Genomic DNA, 21,957 nt, shown 5'->3' with positions numbered 1-21,957 from the left:
TTGCATTTTACTCGGATTTACCCTCGCAAAGATCTTTTGCATTGTCCTCAGGGTTGTTAAAACCGAACGAACATCTTTTGTCGCCGCTGTTTCCACAAGAATCATACGATCCCAATGTTGTTACCAACCAGTTTTGAGGAGGTCCACATTCAAAAGGAGCGGGACCTACATTTCTATTTGCTTCTCTCATCCTTTTTTCAAAAAGCTGTCGTGCGAGTTTCCAGGTACTGAGTCCCTTGTTGGCTCCAAGTGTACTGAATCGCTCTGCCTGTATGGGTACGGCACAACTTCCTTGCCATGCACAATTATTGTTTCCTGGATTTTCCTGTTGGAGTGCATCGCCATATAAACCGCATCCTCCTTGACCTCGGCAATTGTTCAGGGTTTGACAGTTGTGCTGTTGAGCTGTTGCACAGTAACCTGTTCCTGCACAGTTGTTTGAGCCTGTACGGTCGTGTCCTTTGCAGGCATTCAATCCCATGCAAACGTGCAATTCAACAGGTGGTTTTATATTGGCAGGAGCCACTGGAGTTGCCGGTGGTGGTGTCGTGCCTCCACACATTGAGAGTTCCTTGTTGTGTTCTATTATAGCCATACTATTATAATTTATTTTGTACTGGTACATTAATTACTAATGCTTATTTTAAATCAACATCCGGGAGGTCATCAATACGGTTTCCGAGATATGAAATGGAAGGATACGCCACAACAGCCACTTTATAAAGATCCTGCAACTGACTTTTTGGTCGGGCGAGGGGGCTGAAGGGATAGTTCTCAAAAGTAGGTGCCGCATTATATTCTATACCTTCAACTGTTTTATATTTTAGTTTCATGATGTCACCACAGAGTGAATTCAGGATAAAAATCATCGATTTATGAATTCCGAACATGAAGGTTTCGTATTGTGTGCTTCCGGATTTTCGGTAACATTCCTCAATCATCACAAAAATGTAGGTATAGATACCATTGATTAGATCAGATACTGGAGCAATATGGGCGGGATAATCGGATGTGGCTGGATTAGAGACAATATTCATCACGAACAAGTCACTGAAACTTATAGTTTCAATGTTGTAACTGTTGTATCTTGTTTCCAATGTATTGTACATCTGATAAATTTCTGCAAATTTTTCAAAATGAGAGGATTCTTCCCCTTCCTTAGGGGTAAAGTCATATCGGAGAAGTTCAGAAAAAATAAGGTTGTTCTCGTCATCTAAATATGGGGCATTTTTAACAAGTTGTCCTTCTCCCTGTTCCACAATTAAATTTATTGCATCTAATGCCGAGGTTTTGTCTGCCACGCAAATAAGGTCGCCTGAATTATCTTCATTTGTAAAAACAGGCTTGTGCATCTTGTCATAATAAATTGTATCGATGTTATTCTGTGCATAATAACCTTTTCCAGGGACAAGTTGAGGTGAGTGGGTATTGTATCGGATATCGGGATTGTTTTCAAGACAGTCTACAACCATCTCATAAAATTCTCCAATTGTGGGATAGGGAATATAAGCCCTTCTTGATTTCAGGTTCTTTTGTTTAGGCTTCATTGGCTTTTCGATGTTAAGAAACGTTTCCAATTGCTTCATCGACAGTTTCGCCGTATTGATTTTAAGGGGTGGCTGATGTCCGGGAAGTTCTGTGGGCCATGTGGCAGGCGACCTTCCGTTTAGTACAGGCATTCCTGCTAATGCTTGCTTGAGGTTGGATGAAAGTGCCATATGTAGCATTTCTTCAATAGCCACACTCATGATCAAGGCACCTGCCTTATTTGCAAAAACCATTACATCTGCTGATATGTCTAAGGCTATAGCTGATGCCTCATCAAAGCTATAAGGGGGTTGCTTTCGGATTTGTAGCAATGCATTGGTCAATGTATTGATCATCACCTGTTGTGAGGGAGCCCGATTGATGGAGTAATACGTGTAAAGATAAGTCGGAATTGTTGAGATTTCGATCTCTATGGCCTGTTGCAGGGCTTCTTCCAAATTTTCAAGGGTCACTTTTTCAGGTTTTTCTCCAAAAAATTTTTGATGTGTCATAGTGTTCTTGTTTGTTTAATGTTGATTACAAGAAAGACAGCCTCTTTTTATAATCTGACAATCAAAATGATGTTAGAAAAGGTGCCTTGTGTAGCTCATCCAAATTTAGGGAAACGAATACAAGCAGTGTCAGGTAGAATTACCTGTTTTTAGAGTAGAAAATGCTAAAGCGTTCATTAGATTGTATGTATATGAGCCTCACGCAATAAAACAAGTAAAACTACCTAGTGTTTTTTAAAAATTTCACTTTACCATTGTAACGTATAATTTTAAACTACTCAATATAGTATAAGATGAAAATCTTTATATATGGCTCCAGCTTCTTTACACTTATTAATAACTAAAAATCACCTACTATGTTAAAACGTAAAAGCGAAGAAGAGATAAATTTATCTCAAAAAAACACAAAACCGTCAGAAAAAACATTGTTCAAAGCACCCCAAGAAGGCAACAAAGGTATCCTTGAGAATTTGATGGAGGGTTATGGAAAACTTCTTATAGAAGATCCGATTAGGCCATTTCATGTAGAAGATCTGCAAAAAATAGTTGATAAAGTAGATTATGGTGTTTTAAAAGTATTGGAAGGCACTTGGGTCAGCTATAAAAGTAAGAATGATAACCAAAGTAAGAAACCGTTTATCGGAAGTGGCATACATACCACTATCATGCCATCTCCTGGAACTAACTCTGGAGGTATTCCAGGAAAGTACAGCTTCGATTGTGAAGAATATATAGAAAAACTGATCTTTAATTTGGTTCCGGGTGGGGTTCGTAATCGCGGTGGTGGAAACGAGCAATTTTGTGGTGCTATAAAATATGAGCAAAGCATCAAAAGCGTAAACACTGTAGAGGGAGAAGCAACTTTAAAATACACGCCAATCCATGAGGAAAACGGAATGTATTTGTGGCTCAGTGATGTATTCAATCATGCTGCTACAGCACAATCCATAAAAGAGGACCGTGGCATACATGCCATTTCGCCAGATAATCCCAATAAGGATTTGTATAAAAGTGGCTATCAGGACGAAACACTTTTTCTGATTAAGAATGATGTGGGGCAGGATGAATATGTAACCCTTGAAAACCTGAATGGTAGAAAATACTCTGAAATCATTGCATCCAAAGAGCTCAAACCGGGAACAGGACAAACAGGACCTTATTTTATTCCTGATTACTCTATTTCCCGAAGTGGAGTAATTCCACACGGAAGCACCATAACTTTATTAGGAGACATAGCTCCAAGTGGTTCAAATTATGTGATTCCAGGCCCGCCACAATTTCCAACAGGTGATGCGGCATGGAAATACGACCACCTATCAATTTCCAGAACCATGGGAGGTGCCGGTGCGAGTGAGACTAACCCCATAAACCTCGATCAGCCGGCACCAGCATGGGTATTTGAAACGCTCAACGATCAAAATGACCCGGGAGAAAACAAAATCTATACCCAGCGAATACTGGCAAATGATTTATATCCTTACTCCGTTAGGCCAGATTTAAGGCTACGTGATTCCATTAATAAAGAGGATATAAAAAATCATATACTGATTCAGATGTCGTCCAAAAACAAAACCGGAGCACAGGGAGGTATATTGAATGTTCCGTTTGTGAACCGTTTTGTCCCAACAGTCGAAATGAACATGAGCATGTGGATTGAAACAGTTATCGAAGACGGAAGAGAAATCCTTCAATTGCAATACGAACAAATCATATTCTTCGAATTCCATTTCGGAGACGATGGAGGTACTACAAGCTGGCCCCATATCCAGGTAAACACACTTCGTAAGCTAGAAGATATCCCTGCCGAGCAGAGACGTATAATAGACGAGCAATTTCCGGATGCAAATTTTATTGGAGCTCCCGCAGCATCAGGATGTCCCTATCATAAAGAATAAACCAAACGGAACTCCACAGTGTTCTTCTTTAGAGCATTTTGGAGTTCTTCTGTTGATAAAAACTAAAATATAAACATTATGAACACAGAAAATTATGATGTAATTGTCATTGGCGGAGGTGCAATAGGCTTGGCCACGGCATACAATCTCGGTAAACGAAAAGCTAAAACCCTAGTGTTGGAACAGTTTACTTTTGTGAATCAATTGGGGAGTTCTGCAGGAGTTTCACGCCAGTTCAGGATTCCGTATCCAGATGCATATATGGTGCAGATGGCTTTGGATGCCCAGCCGTATTGGGAGGAGTTGCAAAAAGAAACCGATGTAGAATTACTAGATAAGGTAGGTACGCTCTGGTTTGGAGATCCAAATGTGCATTCTACCGAGGGAAATATAGGTGAGGCCGAAAAGGCACTCAAGGCATTGAATGTTCCTTATACAACCTTGACTGCAAAAGAAATTGAAGACCAATACCATTTTAAGAATTTGCCCGAAACCTACACGGGATTGTTTCAACCGGATGGTGCCAGCATCAATTTCAAAGCAACGATTGAAACGCTTCTAAATCTTTGCAAAAAAGAAGAAAATATTCATTTAGAGGAGAATTCGCCAGTGCTTAAAATCAATCAAGTAGGAAAACTCTTTGAGGTAACTACGCCAAAAGGCCTATACATCACAGAGAAACTGGCAATCATTCCTGGTCCTTATATCAATAGCGTCATCAATCTTTTGGATTTTGAAATTGAAGCTACGTATTGGAACATGTCTTCGGCTTACTTTAAGAAGACCGATCCAACGATCCAATATCCAACATGGTTTGTTTTTCAAAATGCAATCGGTGAAAATGGCAATCAGTTCTACGGCTTCCCTTCGGTCGATTGGGATAATCCAGATTATATTCGTGTAGCTCCTGATTTCGTTATAAATCCAATAGATGAACCCAAAGACAGGACCTTGATTCCTAACGAACAGGAATTGGCTTATACCTCTCAATGGGTTCAAAACCACATGACAGGATTGAGTACGGAACCTGAATATACGTCAACATGCCTCATCGCTTTAAGCAAGATTCCAAACAAAGAACTGTTGATTGATTTTGCACCGTCTTACGTGCCGAATCATAAGAACATTGTAGTTTATGCAACCGGATGGGCGGCAAAATTTACTCCTTTTCTCGGAAAAATAATGTCGGATCTTGTATTGGATGGCCATACGGATTTTGATATTACACCTTTCCAATTGGGACGTAAATTCTTTCAATCAATTTAAATTTAAAATATTATGAATAAAAATACACCTTTAAATCCGGGCATGCATCCCGATTTAAAAATTGAAGTAGCGATTATTGGTGCTGGAACTTCAGGACTATATACCGCTTACCGTTTGACATCCGAAAAAAAGTACAACGCCAGCGAAGTGCAAATCTTTGATATGAGTAGCAGACTAGGAGGAAGATTGGAATCGGTTATTATGCCTGGAATGAATTTCTGGGGCGAACTTGGAGGCATGCGTTACCTGACTTCACAGGAAATCGTTACAACCTTGATTGAAGGCTATCCGCTTAGCGAAAAAGACTTGAGCAAGCGTACTCCGGTATTAAAAGATAAAATGACGCCTGTTCCTTTTCCAATGGGCGATCCAACGAAGTTATTAATGTATCTTAGAAAAGAGCGTACTATGCAAGACGCTTGGACCGTTGCACAGGGAGAGGGTAAAAAATTGCAGACCCGATATTACCTAAATGAGGATGATTTTGGTTTTAGCTCAGACCAGCTCTTCAACAAAATCATATATGATGTTCTAATGGCAGATCCTTGGGTTGCAAAAACTTATGGAAGTAAAATCAAAAAAGGAGCTTCAATCTATGATTACTCTTTTGAATTGAACAGTTGTGATTGGGATGATATAAAACCTAAAATGGTATATAATTTTCCAGGTTCTCCGTATGACAAACGCAAGGTGAACGATTTAGGATTCTGGAATTTAATCAAGGACAGGGTTTCTCAAGAAGGCTATCAGTTTTTAGCCAATGCGGGAGGCTATTATTCCAATACCATCAATTGGAATTCAGCCGAAGCTTTTCCGTATATGGTAGGCGATTTCTCTGCTGGAACAATTTATAAAACCATTGAGGAAGGTTATGACAGTATCGCTTATGCCGTAGCCAATGCTTATATGGATAATGAAGGTGCTTGTATCTGGTCTGAGAATAAACTGCTTACTTTTACAAAAGACCATCCTTCAAAAGATACACATAAATATGAATTGACTTTTCTGAACCTGCAAACGAATACGCGATGGAAAGTGTATGCTAATACGTTGGTTCTTGCCATGCCAAGGAAATCTTTGGAGCTTTTGGATCAGGAAAATTTCTTTTTCAACACTGATGAAGATTCCACAATAAGCAAGAATATCCGTTCCGTGATCATGGAGCCAGCGTTTAAGATATTGATGGGTTTTGAATATCCGTGGTGGAAAGAATTAGGAATGGATTCCGGCCATTCGATCACCGATTTGCCAATGAGGCAATGTTACTATTTTGGGACAGATGAGCAAACCCAGAATTCGATGCTCTTGGGAAGCTACGGTGATATGGAAACCGAAACATTCTGGAAAGCACTCTCGGATGACAAAGTCCTTTTTGAAGTAAAACCTGCCAAATCAGCATCGTTAAAGGAACTGCACCAGCTTGATGATGTTCAGGCCACTAAATTGATGGTTGCTGAAGTAATGAACCAACTGCGCGAGTTGCACGGTGATAAGGTAACGATACCAGAACCTTATGTAACCTATTTCAGAGATTGGACAGATGATCCCTTTGGTGCCGGATACCATGCATGGAAAGCCGGTTACTCGGTTGAAAAGGTAATGCCTTATATGAGGAAACCCTTTGCCAACGAACAAATCCATATTTGTGGAGAAGCCTATTCAGATCAGCAAGGTTGGGTGGAAGGTGCTTTCTGTGAAGCCGAGAAAATGCTGAACGATTATTTTGGACTCGATCGTCCGGTATGGTTAAGTCCTAATTATTATTTAGGATGGTAATGGTCAGGTACCTGATGGATTGCACAGCAAAATAAATGCATTTAAAGTTTTGTTGGTAGATTATGATTTTGCAAACGAAAACCAGTTAAACTTTCTATAAAAGCATTTTAACTGGTTTTTTAGGTTTTCTTATTTTTATTTTCCGATGCAAAAATTAACTTTCTAGTATCTTTAGTACTTCACAGGTAGCGCGAGGTCAATGTCATTAAGTTAAGGAAATAAACCGTCTGTTTTGTCCTTCCGACGAAGGAGGAATCGCATTGTCAAATTCACTTTATAGAGCTACTTGTGAGTTCCCTCCTTCGTCGGGAGGACAAGATTGAGCTTAACTTAATGACATTGAGCGCGAGGTACAAGAGGGGTACAAAATTTATCAAAAACTCAAACAAACCATAATTTTAAAGAGATAAAGGACATTAAGAACGGTTGAGTTACAAATGCATAAAAATATAACATCCTAGAAAATTAAGACCTTTAAGACTTGACAAATATTGACTTACTAATTTGAAAGAGTAAAAGTTTAAAGAAGCAGAGACAGCCTATTGAAGTTGTCTCTGCTTCTTTAAACTTTTACTATTCTATGATAAGAATGTTGACCTATCTTTTAATAAGCTTGGTTGTTGATGATTTTCCGTCAACTTCAACCGTAACAATATATACACCAGTTTGCAATCCCGAAATATCAGTTGAAAGAGTGCTGACTTTCGGACTCATTTCCATTATTCGTTGACCTAGCATGCTATAGATGTAAATCTTGTCAATCGTTTCAGAAGAATTGAAGGAAAGGCTGTTTGAGGCAGGATTTGGATACATGCCGAAATTTGCCAACTTTTCTTCTTTTAAACCCAGTACCTCTTCAACTGAGGCATAGATGTTATCCACTTCAAAATCATTTGCAGATCCTGCCGTTGTTCCTGTTGTATTGCTTCTCAACACAAATATTTCGGTGATGGTAGCCAAGCTAAAGGCATCCGACTCAGGAATAAAATCAACAATCGGAATAGAAAGTAAATGCCATTGATTGTCGTTGCTAAAGCCGTAGCTGTTTGCTGAGGGATCAATAAGGACTTTTGCTGTTATATTATTACCTCTCATACGGATATAAAAAGGTGTTGCAGAAGCTGTTTTCAGCGAAAGATTATAGTAGGAATAAGGTACTAAGCTTACAGCCGCATCTGCTGTATTGGCCGCATTTCTTGGAAATAAAATTCCGTGAAAGTAAGAACTTGTTCCGTTGAAGGCAAAAAGGTAATTTTCGTTACCTTCATAAGGAGCGGTTGTTGGTTGGGTTAAAGCAAATCCTTGACCGTTGCTGAATCTTAGAGAATTTACACCAGCTTCAATAGTAGGGTCTTCCGTATAAATAGCGAAAGTTGTTTGTGCATTCAAAAAAGTTGAAAGCAGCAAAAATGCGATAAGAGTAATTTTTTTCATTTTGTAATTATTTTAATTATTAATTCCCGAAAATTACAATTATCCCTTTCTTAGACGGAATATAATCATACGTGATTAGGGGGTCAATTGTGTTTAAAATGTAGAATTTATTTGAAAGGTAGGATAGGGCTTACCTAATGTGCGGTTGGCATCAATCGATAAGTTCAAATTGTACTTTCTGATCATTTACAATTACGAAAAAATTGCCCGTTTCCAAATGCCTTTCGCCAAAACTATCCACATAACTCAAATCTTTCATCGGATCGATTTCAAAACGATACACTATTTTTTCTCCAGCTTTGATGAGTTTTTTCTCGAATGATTTAAGCTCTTTCATAGGTCGGGAAATAGTTGCGAATGGATCTTTGATGAACCACAAAACGGTTTCTTTTCCTGTTGCATTTCCAGAATTTGTTACTTCAACTTCGGCAACTAGCTTTTCGTTTTTTCTAATTTTTGTAGCCGATAATTTTATGGGAGAATAGTCATAAGTCGTATAGCTCAAACCGTGTCCGAACCAATACAAAGCATCTCTTGGAATATCTTGATAATGTCCTGATTTTGGTCGCGAAGATTCACGCATATTGTAGTAAATAGGAATTTGTCCGGTAGTTTGAGGAAATGTGATTGATAATTTCCCTGAAGGATTTCTTCTTCCTGAAAGAATTCCAGCGACTGCAGAACCAGCAGTTGTTCCAGGTTGCCAGATTTCCACAATTGCATCTGCCATTTCATTCAATCGGATCAATTCCAAAGGTCTTCCGCTGGAAAGCATCAAGATGATTGGTTTTCCTGATTTTTGCAATTCGGCCACCAAATCTTCTTGAATTTTGGGCAATGCTATTGTAGAACGGGAACCGTTTTCGCCACTCCAGTTTGCTTTTTCTCCCAAGAATATGACTACGGCATCTGATTTATTTGCTTCCGTTAAAGCATCTGCAAAGCCACTTTTGTCATCGCCATCAAAATCACAACCTAGGGCATAATTCAAAACTACTTTCTTTTTAAATTCTTTTTGCAAACCTTCATAGATTGTTTCAACATCTTGAGGCCGTCCCATTCCTTCCCAAAAACCCATAATGTGAACGGAATCTTTTACCATCGGTCCGATGATTGCCAGACTTTTATATTTGGAAGTAATCGGCAACGTTTGCTTTTCGTTTTTCAATAGAACCATTGATTCAGCGGCCAATTCTTCGGCTACTTTTAAATATTCTGGCAATAAATAACGCTTTTCTTCTGGCACGACATCAACATACGGATTTTCAAAAAGTCCTAATTTCATTTTCACGCGTAAAATTCTTCTTACTGCTTCATCAATCGAAGCCATCGGCACTTTTCCATCGGCAACCAACTCTGGTAAGAAATCAACATAGGCATTGTCAACCATATCCATTTCGACACCTGCCATAAACGATTTCAGCGTGGCTTCTTTTATATCTTTTGCAACGCCTTGATCCACTAATTGTATAACCGAACCCCAATCAGAAACAACAAATCCGTCGTGTTTCCATTTTTTCTTTAAAACTTCGGTCAGGGTATAATAATTTGCAGAAGCGGGAACTCCCGAAATATCATTAAAACCACTCATTACCGTTGCGGCACCAGCCTTGATTCCGGCTTCAAACGGAGGCATAAAAGTTTCCCATAATGTTTGGTTTGAAATGTCGCTGTAATGATAATCGCGTCCTCCTTCTGATAAACTGTAACCGATGTAATGTTTCAAACAAGCAGCAATGGTGTATTTATCCGATAGGCTTTTACCTTGATAGCCTTTTACAGCAGCAACAGCAAAAGCCGAATTAGCATAGGTATCTTCTCCATACCCCTCGGAAACACGGCCCCAACGAGCGTCTCTGGCTACGTCCAACATAGGGGAGAAGGTCCAATCTAAACCTGAAAGCCAGCTTTCTTTTGCAGTGATAGAGCATGATTCCTTTACCAAATCGGTATTCCAAGAACAAGCTTGTGCCAACGGAATAGGAAAAACTGTTCGATAGCCGTGAATGGCATCGAAACCAAAAATAATCGGAATGCCCAGTCGGGATTCTGTCATTGCCTTTTTCTGGACCTGGTTGCGGTATTCAGGATTGGTGCTTCTGTAAAGTAGCGATCCAATTGTGGGACTAACTTCCTTCATCTTTTCACCAATGTTGTTCGGATTCGCATTTTTTCCATATGTCCATTGGTTCATCTGCATGATTTTTTCTTCCAAAGTCATTAAGCTGATGAGGTTTTCAATACGTGTTTCGATTGGAGCATTTTTATCCTTGTAGATTGCTTTTTTGTTTTGTGCAGCAAGCGGTAGAATAGAAAAGAGGAGGACAGTGATAAGCGTTTTTTTCATTTTAATTAGGAATGCAGTTGGGTTTTGTAATTTTTTATTTGTCCAGATATTGAATGAGCTCATACGTATGATCATTTAAAACCTTCATATTTTCAATCAAAGGTTTATAATAATTGTATTTGCTGTCAATAATTCCCTTGTTAGAATCACGGTTTGAGTAATCTGTTTTCAAGTTTTCAGGATCATTGTCTTGGTATCTGAACCAGTGCCATCCCACACAGGACTTGCTTTTTAATAATTCGATGATGAAATTTTGATAGAAATAGCCTCGGTCTTTTTGGGTAGGTACATTCCATCCAGCACCTGTTTTATTAGGCAATCCAGAATCTTCTCCTTTAGCATACCATTCAGTAATTATAAAAGGTTTTCCTGACCATTTTTCCCAATTTTCAAGGGTGGATTGAACAGGTTCCCATTTCCTATAATGGTTGATGGAAACCACATCCATATATTTTCCAGCCACTTCAAAGATTTTCGGATTGTCTAGTTCATCCAATTCTTGATTGAAACGGCATCCTAAATACAAGTGATTTGGATCGTATTTTTTTACCGCTTCGGAAACCTTTTTAATGTAGGTTTCAAAATAAAACGCTGTGAATTCCTGACGATCTTCCTCCGTAATATCTTCCACGGAAGCATCTTTCCCTTTTCTTTGGTCAAGCCATTTCTTTGCGACAATATAGCCTGTTTCTTTTTTGTCTAATTTCTCCAAATGCCTGTCTAAAGCATCGTCAACCCAAGGCAATTCATTATCCGTAAAATAACCAAGCAGGTATTTGTCGTTTTTATATTTTGCTATTTTCGAAATTTCTTTTTCTACGAAAGCATCAAATTCCGGATCAAAAACCATGGCCAAATCATAGCGGAAATTTTGCCAGCCCGCTTCTTCATATTTGCCTCCAAATTTTTTCAAGTGCTGTTGTTTGTAAGCACCCATCGGGCTTACAATAACAGTGTAGACTAATGGATTTTTGGTTTGTCGCATCAAATCTACTTTTGACCAAGCTCCCGTTCCATTAAATCCTTGTTGCTTTAAAAAATCACTTTCCTCTGAAACCCAATTTTTCTCGTTCTTATATTTTGAAACCAATGCCTTTTGTTGATTTTCGGATGTTCCTGGACTAAATACAGCAACTCCTTTGTGGATAAATGGATTTCCATCTGGATCAATAATCCACCAGCGATCGCCCCGTTTTTCGGTTCTAAAAAATCCGGTTGCTTTAGAAGGATTGATTTTCCAAGCTCCGTATAAATCAGTTTCGGGATCTTTTGTATAACTGAAACCAGGAAGTTTATCGATAGTTTTTGCCTTATAGGATTTCCAGATGGTATCGTCGGCATTTTTTCTAGCCATTACTTCGTGATAGTCGTTTGAAACTTTTAATTTGGTTTTGCTGACATTATTTTGGGCAAAAGTTGCAGCTGTAAACAATCCTATAAAAATAATTTGGATCGCAATTTTTGTAGTAGGTTTTCTTTTCATTTTGGTAAAAAATTTAATGAACCAAAGGTTGAAATTTATGTAGGTTTGAAAGGTTTTAAATATGCTTATATGAGGGTAGATTTGTCTTTAAGCCATTATTAAAAGGAGATAAAACGTTGTAGTGAAAAAAATATCATAAAAAAAGCCACCCAATAATCAGGCAGCTTTTCTTTCACAAAACAAACAATCTATCTGCAATTTATTTCAATTCAAATTCACTTTCTAAGACATCTGTAGAACTGGTTCCGACAAATACCTTGAAAGTTCCCGGTTCCACCAGAAAGTTTCCATCGTTGTCATAAAATCCCAATTCTGCTTCTGTCAAAGTAAAATGGATGGTTTTTGATTCTCCTTTTTTAAGGTTGACCAATTCGAATCCTTTAAGTTCCTTTATAGGTCTTGCCAAGCTTCCCGCCAAATCTCTGATGTACAATTGAATGACTTCTTTGCCGTCGTATTTGCCAGTATTTGAAATGGTTACGCTGATTTTTATAGTTTCGCCTTTGGCAAAAGAAGTCTTGTTGATTTTTAAGTTGCTGTATTCAAAAATGGTATAGCTCAATCCGTGGCCAAAAGGATAGAGTGGCGTTTTTTCTACATCAGAATAATGCGACCAGAATACGTTTTTATCACTGTCGATAGGTCTTCCTGTGCTGTAATTGTTGTAATAAATTGGAACCTGACCAACATTTCTAGGAAAAGACATCGGCAATTTTCCACTCGGATTGTAATCTCCATAAAGAACTTGTGCCACTGCATTTCCGGTCTGGCTTCCCAATTGCCAAGCTTCCACAATCGTAGGAATATTTTCGCTTGCCCAAGGAATTGTCAAAGGTCGGCCGTTGTTCAAAACCAAAACGATATTTTTATTTACCTTGAAAATTTCTTCCAATAATTCCTGTTGGTTTCCAGGCAAGTCAAGGTTGGTCCTGCTTCGACCTTCACCGCTTTGAAAGCCGTGTTCGCCTAAAACCATTACCACGACGTCGGCATTTTTTGCGGCATTTTTTGCCTTCTCAAAACCACTTTTGTCTGTTGTATTGAAAATCAGTTCTTGCACGAAAGTTGTTTTTCCAACCGTCACGTCGGTTCCTTTTTCATACGTGAGCTGGTTTCCCTTGTATTGTTGCATTCCTTCTAAAACTGAAACGGCGGTGTTGTCATCCGAAGCAATTCTCCAGCTTCCCAACGGACTGTTCTTGTCATTGGCCAAAGCACCAATCAAGGCAATTTTTTGTCCGGATTTTTTTAGGGGCAATAAATTATTTTCATTTTTCAATAATACGATCGACTTTTTAGCCATATCCAAAACGCCATCGTGATTAGCCTTGCTTCCGATGACCGCTTTTTCTCTGGCTTCATCGCAATATTTATACGGATCATCAAATAAACCCAGCTCAAATTTTACTCGAAGTATTCTTCGAACAGCATCATCAATCAAGGCAACATCTACTTTTTTATCATAGACTAATTTCACCAATTCAGCAACATAAATATGCGATTCCATATCCATATCTGAACCGGCTTTAACTGCTTTTTCGGCAGCATCGGCTTCATTTTTGGCAAAACCGTGTGCTATCATTTCCCGAACCGAAGCCCAGTCGGAAACAATAAATCCATCGAATTGCCATTTTCCTTTCAAGATCTCTCGTTGCAAAAAAGAATTTCCAGTAGCAGGAATTCCATTTAAAATATTGAAAGCGTTCATCATAGTTCGAACCCCTGCATCTTTTGCCGCTTTAAATGGAGGTAAAACGGTGTTGTAAAGCATGGAATGGCTCATATCTACCGTGTTGTAATCTCTTCCTGATTCGGCAAAACCATAACCGGCAAAATGTTTTGCACAAGCGGCAATCGTATTATTTGCAGCTAAATTTTCGCCTTGAAAGCCTTTTACCCTGGCGGTTGCAATCTTGCTTCCCAGATACGGATCTTCACCAGCACCTTCCATCACGCGTCCCCAACGGGCATCACGTGAAATATCTGCGTTTGGACCAAATGTCCAATTAATTCCAGAAGCCGATGCTTCATCTGCGGCAATTGCAGCCGATTTTTCGATAGCCTCCAAATCCCAGCTTGCGGCTTCAGCCAAAGGGATGGGACTTAACGTTTTATAACCGTGAATGACATCAAAACCAATGATTAACGGAATTCCAAGTCGTGTTTCTTCAACCGCAATTTTTTGCACAGCGCGAACTTGCTTGGCACCACGAACAGTAAGCATTGAACCAACCCAGCCTTTGCGAAGGTGTTCATATTTCAGTTCAGACGAACCACCTTTTGGAGCTGGACCGGTTACATCCCAAAAACCGTTGTATTGGTTCATCTGGCCCACTTTCTCTTCCAAAGTCATTTGGTTCATCAATAAAGTGATGCGTTCTTCGATTGGCTTTTTCTTATCCAAATGAGCTTTGCTTTGTGCATTTGCCGAAATTGAAAATAAGGAAAATACCACTGTGATTATACTTGTTTTCTTCATTTTGATGGTTTAAAGTTTTAGTCATTAAAAAACCGTGAAGCAAAATTGTTCACGGTTTTAAAGTATTTAAAAATCAATTATTTATTAATCTACAGAATAGAAGATATCATCTACATACCAATCAAAAGCACCTGTTAAGCCACTGTAAGTTGGATAATCGGCATCATCGGTTCTCATAACAAGACAGGCTACAATTTTATCTTTATTTGGAAGGATATTTTCGCCACTGCCATCTTTCTTGAAATCAGCCAAAGGAATTTTCAAGGCATGCCAAGCACCATCCCTCGCCATTCCGTAGGTTTCGTCGGTTGTGCTGTTTAATGTAATCCAATAATTTCCAGCACTGGTATTCATACGAACCCTCAAATTTTTTGTAGAAGTTGTTTTTAGGGCAATATTATAATAATTGTAAGGAGTTGCATCAAGTGGCGAAGTGGAAGGTGACATAACGGACAAGGCATATCCGGTTACATTATTTCCTGAATTCACATTGAAACTATATAGATAGGCATTGGTTCCTTCATAGGCTCCTGTATTTACCGTAGTAATAATAAAATTACCATTGTTGACAGGTGCTTGGCCAAGGTTGCTAGCCGTGATAGCACGTTCAGTGAAAACGCCTAATCCATTGATAGGGAGTACTGGTCCAACGGCAATTACGTTTACTTTATCCAGATTGGTATCGCCTCCGGTGAAATGGAATCGCAAAGTGTTTGATCCGGCAGTCAAACTTACATTAGAGATGGTCTTGCTTGTGAAAGTTGTCCATCCGCCTGTATTGGCAAAATTTCCCGTTTCGCCTAAATTTGTAGTAACGCCTGTACTTTGATTTACAGATTGAAGACGGATTGATTTTCCGCCTGTCGGACTTCCCGATGCCACCATAAATTCAAAGTTGTAATTGCCGGTTTCTAGAACATTTACGGTATAATTTGTCCACTCGCCATCGTTGGTATTGCTAATGTGTGTAGTTGTGGTTCCAACTTCTACATCGGTTCCATCGTCTTCCCTATAAGAAGCACTTCCGTTGGTTATGGCGATATTTTCTTCTTCATTGTCATGATAGGCAACGCCTTCGCCACCTAAATCATAGTTTTCGGCTTCAATTGTTCCCTCCAAATCAACGGCAACACCGCCAAATGGAAGTGGAGGATCGATTCCAGATACAACAATGGTAAAAGTTTTTGTTTCGATCGTGTTGTCAATATACTTTACAACTAATTGTGCCTCATAAGTTCCAGGATTAGCATAGGTTACAGTAACATTTGGATTGATTGATGTTCCCGGTGCACCTCCAGCGAAAGTCCAATTGGTTGTAAGGGCTTTAGTAGAAGTACTTGTAAATTCAATGGTTTCCCCAAATTTAATAGTGGTACTGGATGCATTGGCTTCTGTCAGACCTTTGTCATATAAAGTCACTTCTCTCACATCGTCATTCTCACAAGAGAAAATAAAAACGGCAAGAAATAAAAAGAAATACCGGGTGCTATTTTTTAAAATCATAGTTAACTATATTTAGTTTGTAATAAAATAAATTTTTAACAAATATTTTAATTTAATAGGGTTAAATGGGTTCTAATAATTTTTCTTTAGGGGGACAATTGTACATTTCTTTATTCTATTGCCTTTTTCTCGCTTTTTGGATTATAGATTAATTGGATACAAAGACATATTCATTTTCAACGTTTTGATTGTTAGGTGTTTATTGTTTTAAGCGTGTTTTTATGCTTCGTAATCGGTACATTCTTACCCCTAAAAAGAAATATTTAAAACAGTCCCTTTTTACTAGAGTTGCTATTTTTGTTTAGTTCTCTATTGGGTTTGCAAGATATAAAAAAGTAAAAAATATAATAGACAGGATACTTTATTTGGAGATAAAGCTTCAACTTTTGATGCGAATTCCGTACTTTCAGCAGTGATTAATTATAAATATATTCAATTGGAAAAAAATAAAGCCAACATCGTATGGGGAATCATAGGTTGCGGAAACGTTGCCGAAGTCAAGAGTGGGCCTGCTTTTCAAAAATGCAATAACTCCTCATTGTTGTCCGTGATGCGAAGGGATGCAAAGAAGGCCGAAGATTTTGCCAAGAGGCATCAAGTTCCGTTGTGGTATGATGATGCTTCGGAACTCTTGAAAAATGAAAATATTACGGCCGTGTATATTGCAACTCCGCCTTCTTCACATCTGAAAATGGCAATTCAGGCTTTGAAAGCCGGAAAGGATGTTTATTTGGAGAAACCCATGGTGCTTTCTGTAAATGAAGCTTTGGAATTGAAAAAGGCAGTAGAAGAAAGTAAAAACAAATTGGTGGTTGCCCATTATCGCAGGCATTTGCCAATGTATGTAAAGGTTAAAAGTTTGATTGATTCAAATCGTATAGGAACAGTCCAATGTGTGGATATAAAATATTTCAAGGAACATAAGCCGGATGCAAATTGGAGGCTTGATCCATCAATTTCAGGGGGAGGCTATTTTCAGGACATCGCTCCACATCAGATTGACTTGATGTATTATTTCTTTGGAGCCTATCAATCCGTCAAGGGATTTGCAGTGAATCAGGAAGCAGATTATACTGTCAGCGATACAGTAAACGGAATAATGGCCTTTAAAAATGGTATACAATTCAGGGGTATTTGGAGTTTTGATGTTTCAAATGTTGCTGAAACTGACAACTGTACGATTTATGGAAGCAAAGGCTACATTACATTTTCCTTTTTTGGAGATGAGGTTTCGATAGTATCAAATCGAACCACAGAAAATTTTGTTTTTGTGCATCCCGATCATATACAGCAACCTTTTATTCAGCAAACCGTAAATTATTTTCTCGGAAAAAGAAACAACCCTTGTACGGTTGAGGAAGGTTTGATCGTCAATGAGATCATGCAAGCCTTTTCAGCTCCAATTTAAAATTAGGCTACTTAATTTCAATGCTATAGCTACTTATGATGTGTTTTAAAAAATATATACTACTTTTTCTTCTGATATTCAATGGCTGTTTGAATGTACAGGCACAGGATTCGGGATTGTATTTTGAACAGATAAATTACAACGAAGATTTTTCGCCAAGCATGATTTCCAGCATGGTTCAAAACAAAAAAGGCTTTATCTGGATCGGAACCGAAAACGGCTTGTTTCGATACGACGGTTATAGTTTTTACAGATACATCAGGGACAAGAACCTTCAAGGGAGCTTGAGCAATAATCACGTCAATGTGATTTTTGAAGACAGTGCCGAAAACCTCTGGATCGGTACCAACCACGGGGTTAATCTGTTTAATAAGAATTCAAACAACTTCACCCAAATTGATGTTTCTACTACAAAAGGAGGAAAAAGCTATATAAGCTCATTTGCAGAAGATGGTCAAAAAAACCTTTGGATCGGAACTTTTGGAGGCGTCAAACGTTTAAACAAAAAGACAAATTTATTAGAGAATATCAAGAGCGATTCTAATTTCCTTTTAAACCATAGCAGGGTACTTTCTCTATTCTTTGATAAGGAATATGGAATCTTAGTAGGGACTTCCCTTGGCATCCAATGTTTTGATCCTGCTACTTCAGACCTTAAAGGCTTGCCAAGTGGATTCACTAAAAACAAAGAGTTCTTAAAGGCAAAGATTTGGAAAATCGTCAAGGAAGCCAATGGCGATTTGTGGTTTGCAACCGAAAGCGAAGGTGCTTTTTTCTATTCTAAAGCCAATGATGTTCTGGTTCAATACAAGTATAGTTTTAACGATCCAAATTCCATCTCTTCAAATTGGATCAGCGATATTATTGCAATCGACGAAAATAATACATGGTTTGCCACTAAAGATGGTTTGAGTGTTTTTGATAAGAAGAAGAAAAAATTTATTAGGCATAAACACAACCCGCTCAATAATTCCAGCCTGACCGATAACGACGTAAAGTGCTTTCTGAAGGACAGGCACGGCTGTATTTGGGTAGGAACAACGGCCGGAGGCATCAATTTTTATAATAAGGCGAATTCTAATTTTACTACGATAGGTGAAGCCATCAAGCCTAATTTTGGTTTGAATAACGCTATCGTAACTGCTGTTCTAAAGCAAAACCGGGACGCTTTATGGATTGGAACGTATGGCGGAGGCTTGAACTATCTAGATCTCAAAAATAAAACTTCGGTATCTTATGTGGTTGATTATAAAGATGAAAAGAAGACCAAAAACCTAATAACGGCTCTTATTGACAAAGGAGATAATCAGCTTTTATGCGGCACATTTAATGGATTGTATCAATTTGACAAGGGAAGCAAACAATTCAAACCCATTCCGCTTTCGGCAAATGGATTATTTGAGGATGAACGCCCCATTACATCTTTATTGATGGATGAGGGAGATATCTGGGTTGGAACCAATGGAAACGGTGTAAAGCGGGTTTTGCAGGAGGGAACGGTAGAAAATTATAGGGCAGACGGATCCCAAAATTCACTCTCTGATAATTTTGTCATGGATTTGGAAAACAGGAAAAACGGAATTTGGATAGCCACTCAAAACGGCTTGAATTATTTTGAAAAAGCTTCAAAAAAAGTTACCAGAATATATAAAACCAATACCAAAAAGCGAATTGGCAACAATAGCCTTACCGTATTATTCACTGATTCAAAAGGCAGATTATGGATTGGAGCCGATTATGATGGGTTGTTTTATTTAGATGAAACCACCGAAAATTTTTTCGCATTCAATAAATCGAAAGGCTTTACCGATGCTCCGATAAAGAGTATAACAGAAGATGCCCAAGGTAATTTGTGGGTAAGCTCTGAGGATGTACTGTTCAAGATCAAAATAAAAAAACAGCTGGCAAAATCTAAAGGACTTGATTTTGAAATAACCAAATATTCTGCCAAAGACGGTGTTTCGGTAAAGCAGTTTTCCTATAACTGCGGGATTAAATTGAATGAAAACCAACTGGTTTTTGGAGCAGCAAAAGGATTGACCATTTTTAATCCGCAACAGATCAAAAAGTTGCCAAACGACAGCGAGATCGTGTTTACAAATCTAATCGTGAACAATGAAATTGTGGAAGCCGGAAAGAAAAACTCTATTTTGAGCAAAACCATTTCGGAGACTTCGGAAATTACCATCAATTATGATCAGGGGTATATTGGTTTGGAATTCAGTAGCTTGAACTTTGTGAATCCCAAGAAAAACAAGTATGCCTACAAATTGGATAATTCCTTGAGCAAAGACGAATGGCACAACACGGGAACTCAAAACCGCATCAATTTGTCGAATCTTAATCCGGGAACCTACATACTTTCCATCAAATCAACCAACGAAGATGGAGGCTGGAACCCAATGATCAAGACGTTGAAGATTACAATCCTTCCGCCTTGGTGGAGAAGCTGGTGGGCCTATTCTCTCTATTCCATACTTTTCCTATTTGGTACTTATGTGATTGTACGATTCATAAAACACAGGGTAAAACTAAAAAGAGAATTGTTTTTGGAGCATATAGAAAATGAAAGGAAGCAAGAAATTTTCAATATGCAGCTTAATTTCTTTACCAACATTTCACACGAGATAAGGACGCCATTGACGCTCATAAAAGGACCTGTGGAAGAATTACTGGCTTCTTCGCAAAACGATCCAAAAACCGAAGTAAAACTAAAAACCATCCAGCAAAATTCAGACAGGCTGCTAAAGCTTGTAAACGAATTGCTGGATTTCAGGAAGGCCGAAAAAGGACATATGAAGATGTATTTCGAAAGGCAGGACATCGTGGCTTTTTGCTTTGAAATCTATGAATCCTTCAAAGGCTTGGCGGTCGAGAAAAATATCGAATATAAATTTGTGCTGAATTCCAACACCATACACGTGTTTTTTGATAAGAATCAGATGGAAAAAGTAGTATTCAATTTGCTTTCCAATGCTTTCAAATTCACCAAGAAAAATGGAAAAATAGTTTTTGCCGTAGAGCAGGGAAGTGGTACTGAAAACAAGGTTTTTATTAGAATAAAAGACAACGGTATTGGCATTCCAGAAAACAGCAAGAGTAATATTTTCAATCGATTTTTTCAGGTAGATGATCGAGGTGTTCAAAATATGGGAAGTGGTGTAGGCCTTGCACTTTCAAAGAGTATAGTGGAGCTTCACAAGGGAGAAATAACCATACCTGAGGAAAAAGAATCCTGGGCCAAAACGGTTTTCCAAATTGCATTACTGTTAGGAGATCAGCACCTCACGGATGATCAAATCATAGAGAGCAGTCCGGGTGTGAGTCAGCATGTCATTGATGCCGAAAACGTTCCGTCCAAGCCTCAAATCTTATCTGAAGAAGAGGTTGAACTTGAACATAATGATTTTGATTTAGGAAAAAAAACGGTTTTAATTGTGGAAGATAATGATGAGGTAAGAAAATTCATCTTCAATATCTTAAACGAGGAATACAGTGTGTTGGATTTCTCCAATGCCAAAGATGCCATTTCCTATATGCAGAAAGAAATTCCCGACCTGATCGTCAGCGATATTATGATGCCCGAAATGGATGGTTTGGAATTCTGCAAGTATATCAAAACGAACGAAAGCACGAATCATATTCCGGTGATATTGTTAACCGCAAAAGCATCAACTGATAACAAGATTGAAGGGTTGACAACAGGTGCTGATGCTTATATTTCAAAGCCTTTCAGCATACAAGTATTGAAATTAAGCATCCTAAACCTTCTTTCTTCAAAGGAAATCTTGCGACTGAAATACAGCGGCAGTTTTATAGTGGATTCAGATTTGGACAAATTGACCACTCCCGAAGAGCTTTTCATCAAAAAACTGATGAAGGTAATTGAGGAAAATCTGGAAAATCCGGAATTTGATGTCAATATGCTGGTAAAAGAAATCGGGATGAGCCGAACCATTCTCTATAAAAAGGTAAATACGCTCACGAATCATTCGGTTGCGAGTTTGATCAAGCATCTTCGATTGAAAAAAGCGGCCGATATTATCATGAACACCACCTATCCGATTTCGGAGGTTGCGTTTATGGTTGGATTTAATGACAGGAAACATTTTAGCAGGGAGTTCAAAAAAGTATATAAGGTTTCGCCAACGGTCTATAAAGGATCCAAGGAATAAGTTTTTTGAAAAAACATAGGGTTTTAAAAATCCTTTTTGAATATTTATGGTATCAAAAAGGATTTTTTTATTTTTTAAATTATTGAAAAACAGTATATTAAGTTATTTGATACATTCGTACCCCTATAAACGAATATATAAATCCCCTGTGC

Annotated in this window: 12 protein-coding genes; 5 read left to right on the top strand and 7 right to left on the bottom strand. The window is 38.4% G+C overall.

Annotated elements, in window-relative coordinates; all coding sequences use genetic code 11:
- Nucleotides 1–7 precede the first annotated feature (7 nt).
- Nucleotides 8–595, bottom strand: a complete 588-nt coding sequence (locus J2X31_RS16715; protein ID WP_310028403.1) for a hypothetical protein — start codon at nucleotides 593–595, stop codon at nucleotides 8–10.
- A 43-nt stretch (nucleotides 596–638) separates the two neighbouring features.
- Complete coding sequence (locus J2X31_RS16710; protein ID WP_310028400.1) at nucleotides 639–2,039, bottom strand: ferritin-like domain-containing protein; 1,401 nt, start codon at nucleotides 2,037–2,039, stop codon at nucleotides 639–641.
- 356 nt (nucleotides 2,040–2,395) lie between these two features.
- Here J2X31_RS16710 and J2X31_RS16705 point away from each other — a divergent pair, with 356 nt between their 5' ends.
- The 3 genes from J2X31_RS16705 (at nucleotide 2,396) to J2X31_RS16695 (ending at nucleotide 6,976) form a co-directional block, all read left to right on the top strand.
- Nucleotides 2,396–3,934, top strand: a complete 1,539-nt coding sequence (locus J2X31_RS16705; protein ID WP_310028398.1) for a peroxidase, FMP-type — start codon at nucleotides 2,396–2,398, stop codon at nucleotides 3,932–3,934.
- A 78-nt stretch (nucleotides 3,935–4,012) separates the two neighbouring features.
- Nucleotides 4,013–5,200 carry an FAD-dependent oxidoreductase gene (locus J2X31_RS16700; protein ID WP_310028396.1) on the top strand — a complete coding sequence of 396 codons (1,188 nt, stop codon included), beginning with the start codon at nucleotides 4,013–4,015 and terminating at the stop codon, nucleotides 5,198–5,200.
- A gap of 12 nt (nucleotides 5,201–5,212) precedes the next feature.
- Nucleotides 5,213–6,976, top strand: coding sequence for a flavin monoamine oxidase family protein (locus tag J2X31_RS16695; RefSeq protein ID WP_310028395.1), 1,764 nt, complete (start codon nucleotides 5,213–5,215; stop codon nucleotides 6,974–6,976).
- 597 nt (nucleotides 6,977–7,573) lie between these two features.
- Here the strand turns inward: J2X31_RS16695 and J2X31_RS16690 are convergent.
- The 5 genes from J2X31_RS16690 to J2X31_RS16670 all read right to left on the bottom strand — a co-directional run bounded on the left by J2X31_RS16690 (nucleotide 7,574) and on the right by J2X31_RS16670 (nucleotide 16,222).
- Complete coding sequence (locus J2X31_RS16690) at nucleotides 7,574–8,410, bottom strand: T9SS type A sorting domain-containing protein (RefSeq protein WP_310028393.1); 837 nt, start codon at nucleotides 8,408–8,410, stop codon at nucleotides 7,574–7,576.
- Between the two features lie 151 nt (nucleotides 8,411–8,561).
- Entirely contained in the window at nucleotides 8,562–10,757 is a 2,196-nt protein-coding gene (locus J2X31_RS16685; RefSeq protein ID WP_310028391.1) for a glycoside hydrolase family 3 N-terminal domain-containing protein, read from the bottom strand.
- Nucleotides 10,758–10,791: 34 nt separating this feature from the next.
- Nucleotides 10,792–12,240: a hypothetical protein gene (locus tag J2X31_RS16680; protein ID WP_310028388.1), complete on the bottom strand. Its 1,449-nt coding sequence runs from the start codon at nucleotides 12,238–12,240 to the stop codon at nucleotides 10,792–10,794.
- A 199-nt stretch (nucleotides 12,241–12,439) separates the two neighbouring features.
- Nucleotides 12,440–14,719 carry a beta-glucosidase BglX gene (gene bglX / locus J2X31_RS16675; RefSeq protein WP_310028385.1) on the bottom strand — a complete coding sequence of 760 codons (2,280 nt, stop codon included), beginning with the start codon at nucleotides 14,717–14,719 and terminating at the stop codon, nucleotides 12,440–12,442.
- 84 nt (nucleotides 14,720–14,803) lie between these two features.
- Nucleotides 14,804–16,222 carry a carbohydrate-binding protein gene (locus J2X31_RS16670; RefSeq protein WP_310028383.1) on the bottom strand — a complete coding sequence of 473 codons (1,419 nt, stop codon included), beginning with the start codon at nucleotides 16,220–16,222 and terminating at the stop codon, nucleotides 14,804–14,806.
- A 436-nt stretch (nucleotides 16,223–16,658) separates the two neighbouring features.
- Between J2X31_RS16670 and J2X31_RS16665 the strand changes: the two genes are divergently transcribed.
- Together J2X31_RS16665 and J2X31_RS16660 are read left to right on the top strand one after the other, a co-directional pair.
- Entirely contained in the window at nucleotides 16,659–17,630 is a 972-nt protein-coding gene (locus tag J2X31_RS16665) for a Gfo/Idh/MocA family protein (RefSeq protein ID WP_310028381.1), read from the top strand.
- Between the two features lie 35 nt (nucleotides 17,631–17,665).
- A complete protein-coding gene (locus J2X31_RS16660) occupies nucleotides 17,666–21,805 on the top strand; it encodes a hybrid sensor histidine kinase/response regulator transcription factor (protein WP_310028378.1) in 4,140 nt (1,379 codons plus the stop codon).
- The last annotated feature ends 152 nt before the right edge of the window (nucleotides 21,806–21,957 follow it).

This window comes from Flavobacterium arsenatis, assembly GCF_031456785.1.
GTDB lineage: Bacteria > Bacteroidota > Bacteroidia > Flavobacteriales > Flavobacteriaceae > Flavobacterium > Flavobacterium arsenatis.
This window is presented reverse-complemented; position numbering and strand designations above follow the sequence as displayed.

What these genes read in the sequence shown, in the direction of transcription:
- J2X31_RS16705 (WP_310028398.1), top strand. Translation starts at nt 2,396, where the DNA reads ATGTTAAAACGTAAAAGCGAAGAAGAGATAAATTTATCTCAAAAAAAC.
- J2X31_RS16700 (WP_310028396.1), top strand. Translation starts at nt 4,013, where the DNA reads ATGAACACAGAAAATTATGATGTAATTGTCATTGGCGGAGGTGCAATA.
- J2X31_RS16685 (WP_310028391.1), bottom strand. Translation starts at nt 10,757, where the DNA reads ATGAAAAAAACGCTTATCACTGTCCTCCTCTTTTCTATTCTACCGCTT.
- J2X31_RS16680 (WP_310028388.1), bottom strand. Translation starts at nt 12,240, where the DNA reads ATGAAAAGAAAACCTACTACAAAAATTGCGATCCAAATTATTTTTATA.
- J2X31_RS16710 (WP_310028400.1), bottom strand. Translation starts at nt 2,039, where the DNA reads ATGACACATCAAAAATTTTTTGGAGAAAAACCTGAAAAAGTGACCCTT.
- J2X31_RS16695 (WP_310028395.1), top strand. Translation starts at nt 5,213, where the DNA reads ATGAATAAAAATACACCTTTAAATCCGGGCATGCATCCCGATTTAAAA.
- J2X31_RS16660 (WP_310028378.1), top strand. Translation starts at nt 17,666, where the DNA reads ATGATGTGTTTTAAAAAATATATACTACTTTTTCTTCTGATATTCAAT.
- J2X31_RS16670 (WP_310028383.1), bottom strand. Translation starts at nt 16,222, where the DNA reads ATGATTTTAAAAAATAGCACCCGGTATTTCTTTTTATTTCTTGCCGTT.
- J2X31_RS16690 (WP_310028393.1), bottom strand. Translation starts at nt 8,410, where the DNA reads ATGAAAAAAATTACTCTTATCGCATTTTTGCTGCTTTCAACTTTTTTG.
- bglX (WP_310028385.1), bottom strand. Translation starts at nt 14,719, where the DNA reads ATGAAGAAAACAAGTATAATCACAGTGGTATTTTCCTTATTTTCAATT.
- J2X31_RS16715 (WP_310028403.1), bottom strand. Translation starts at nt 595, where the DNA reads ATGGCTATAATAGAACACAACAAGGAACTCTCAATGTGTGGAGGCACG.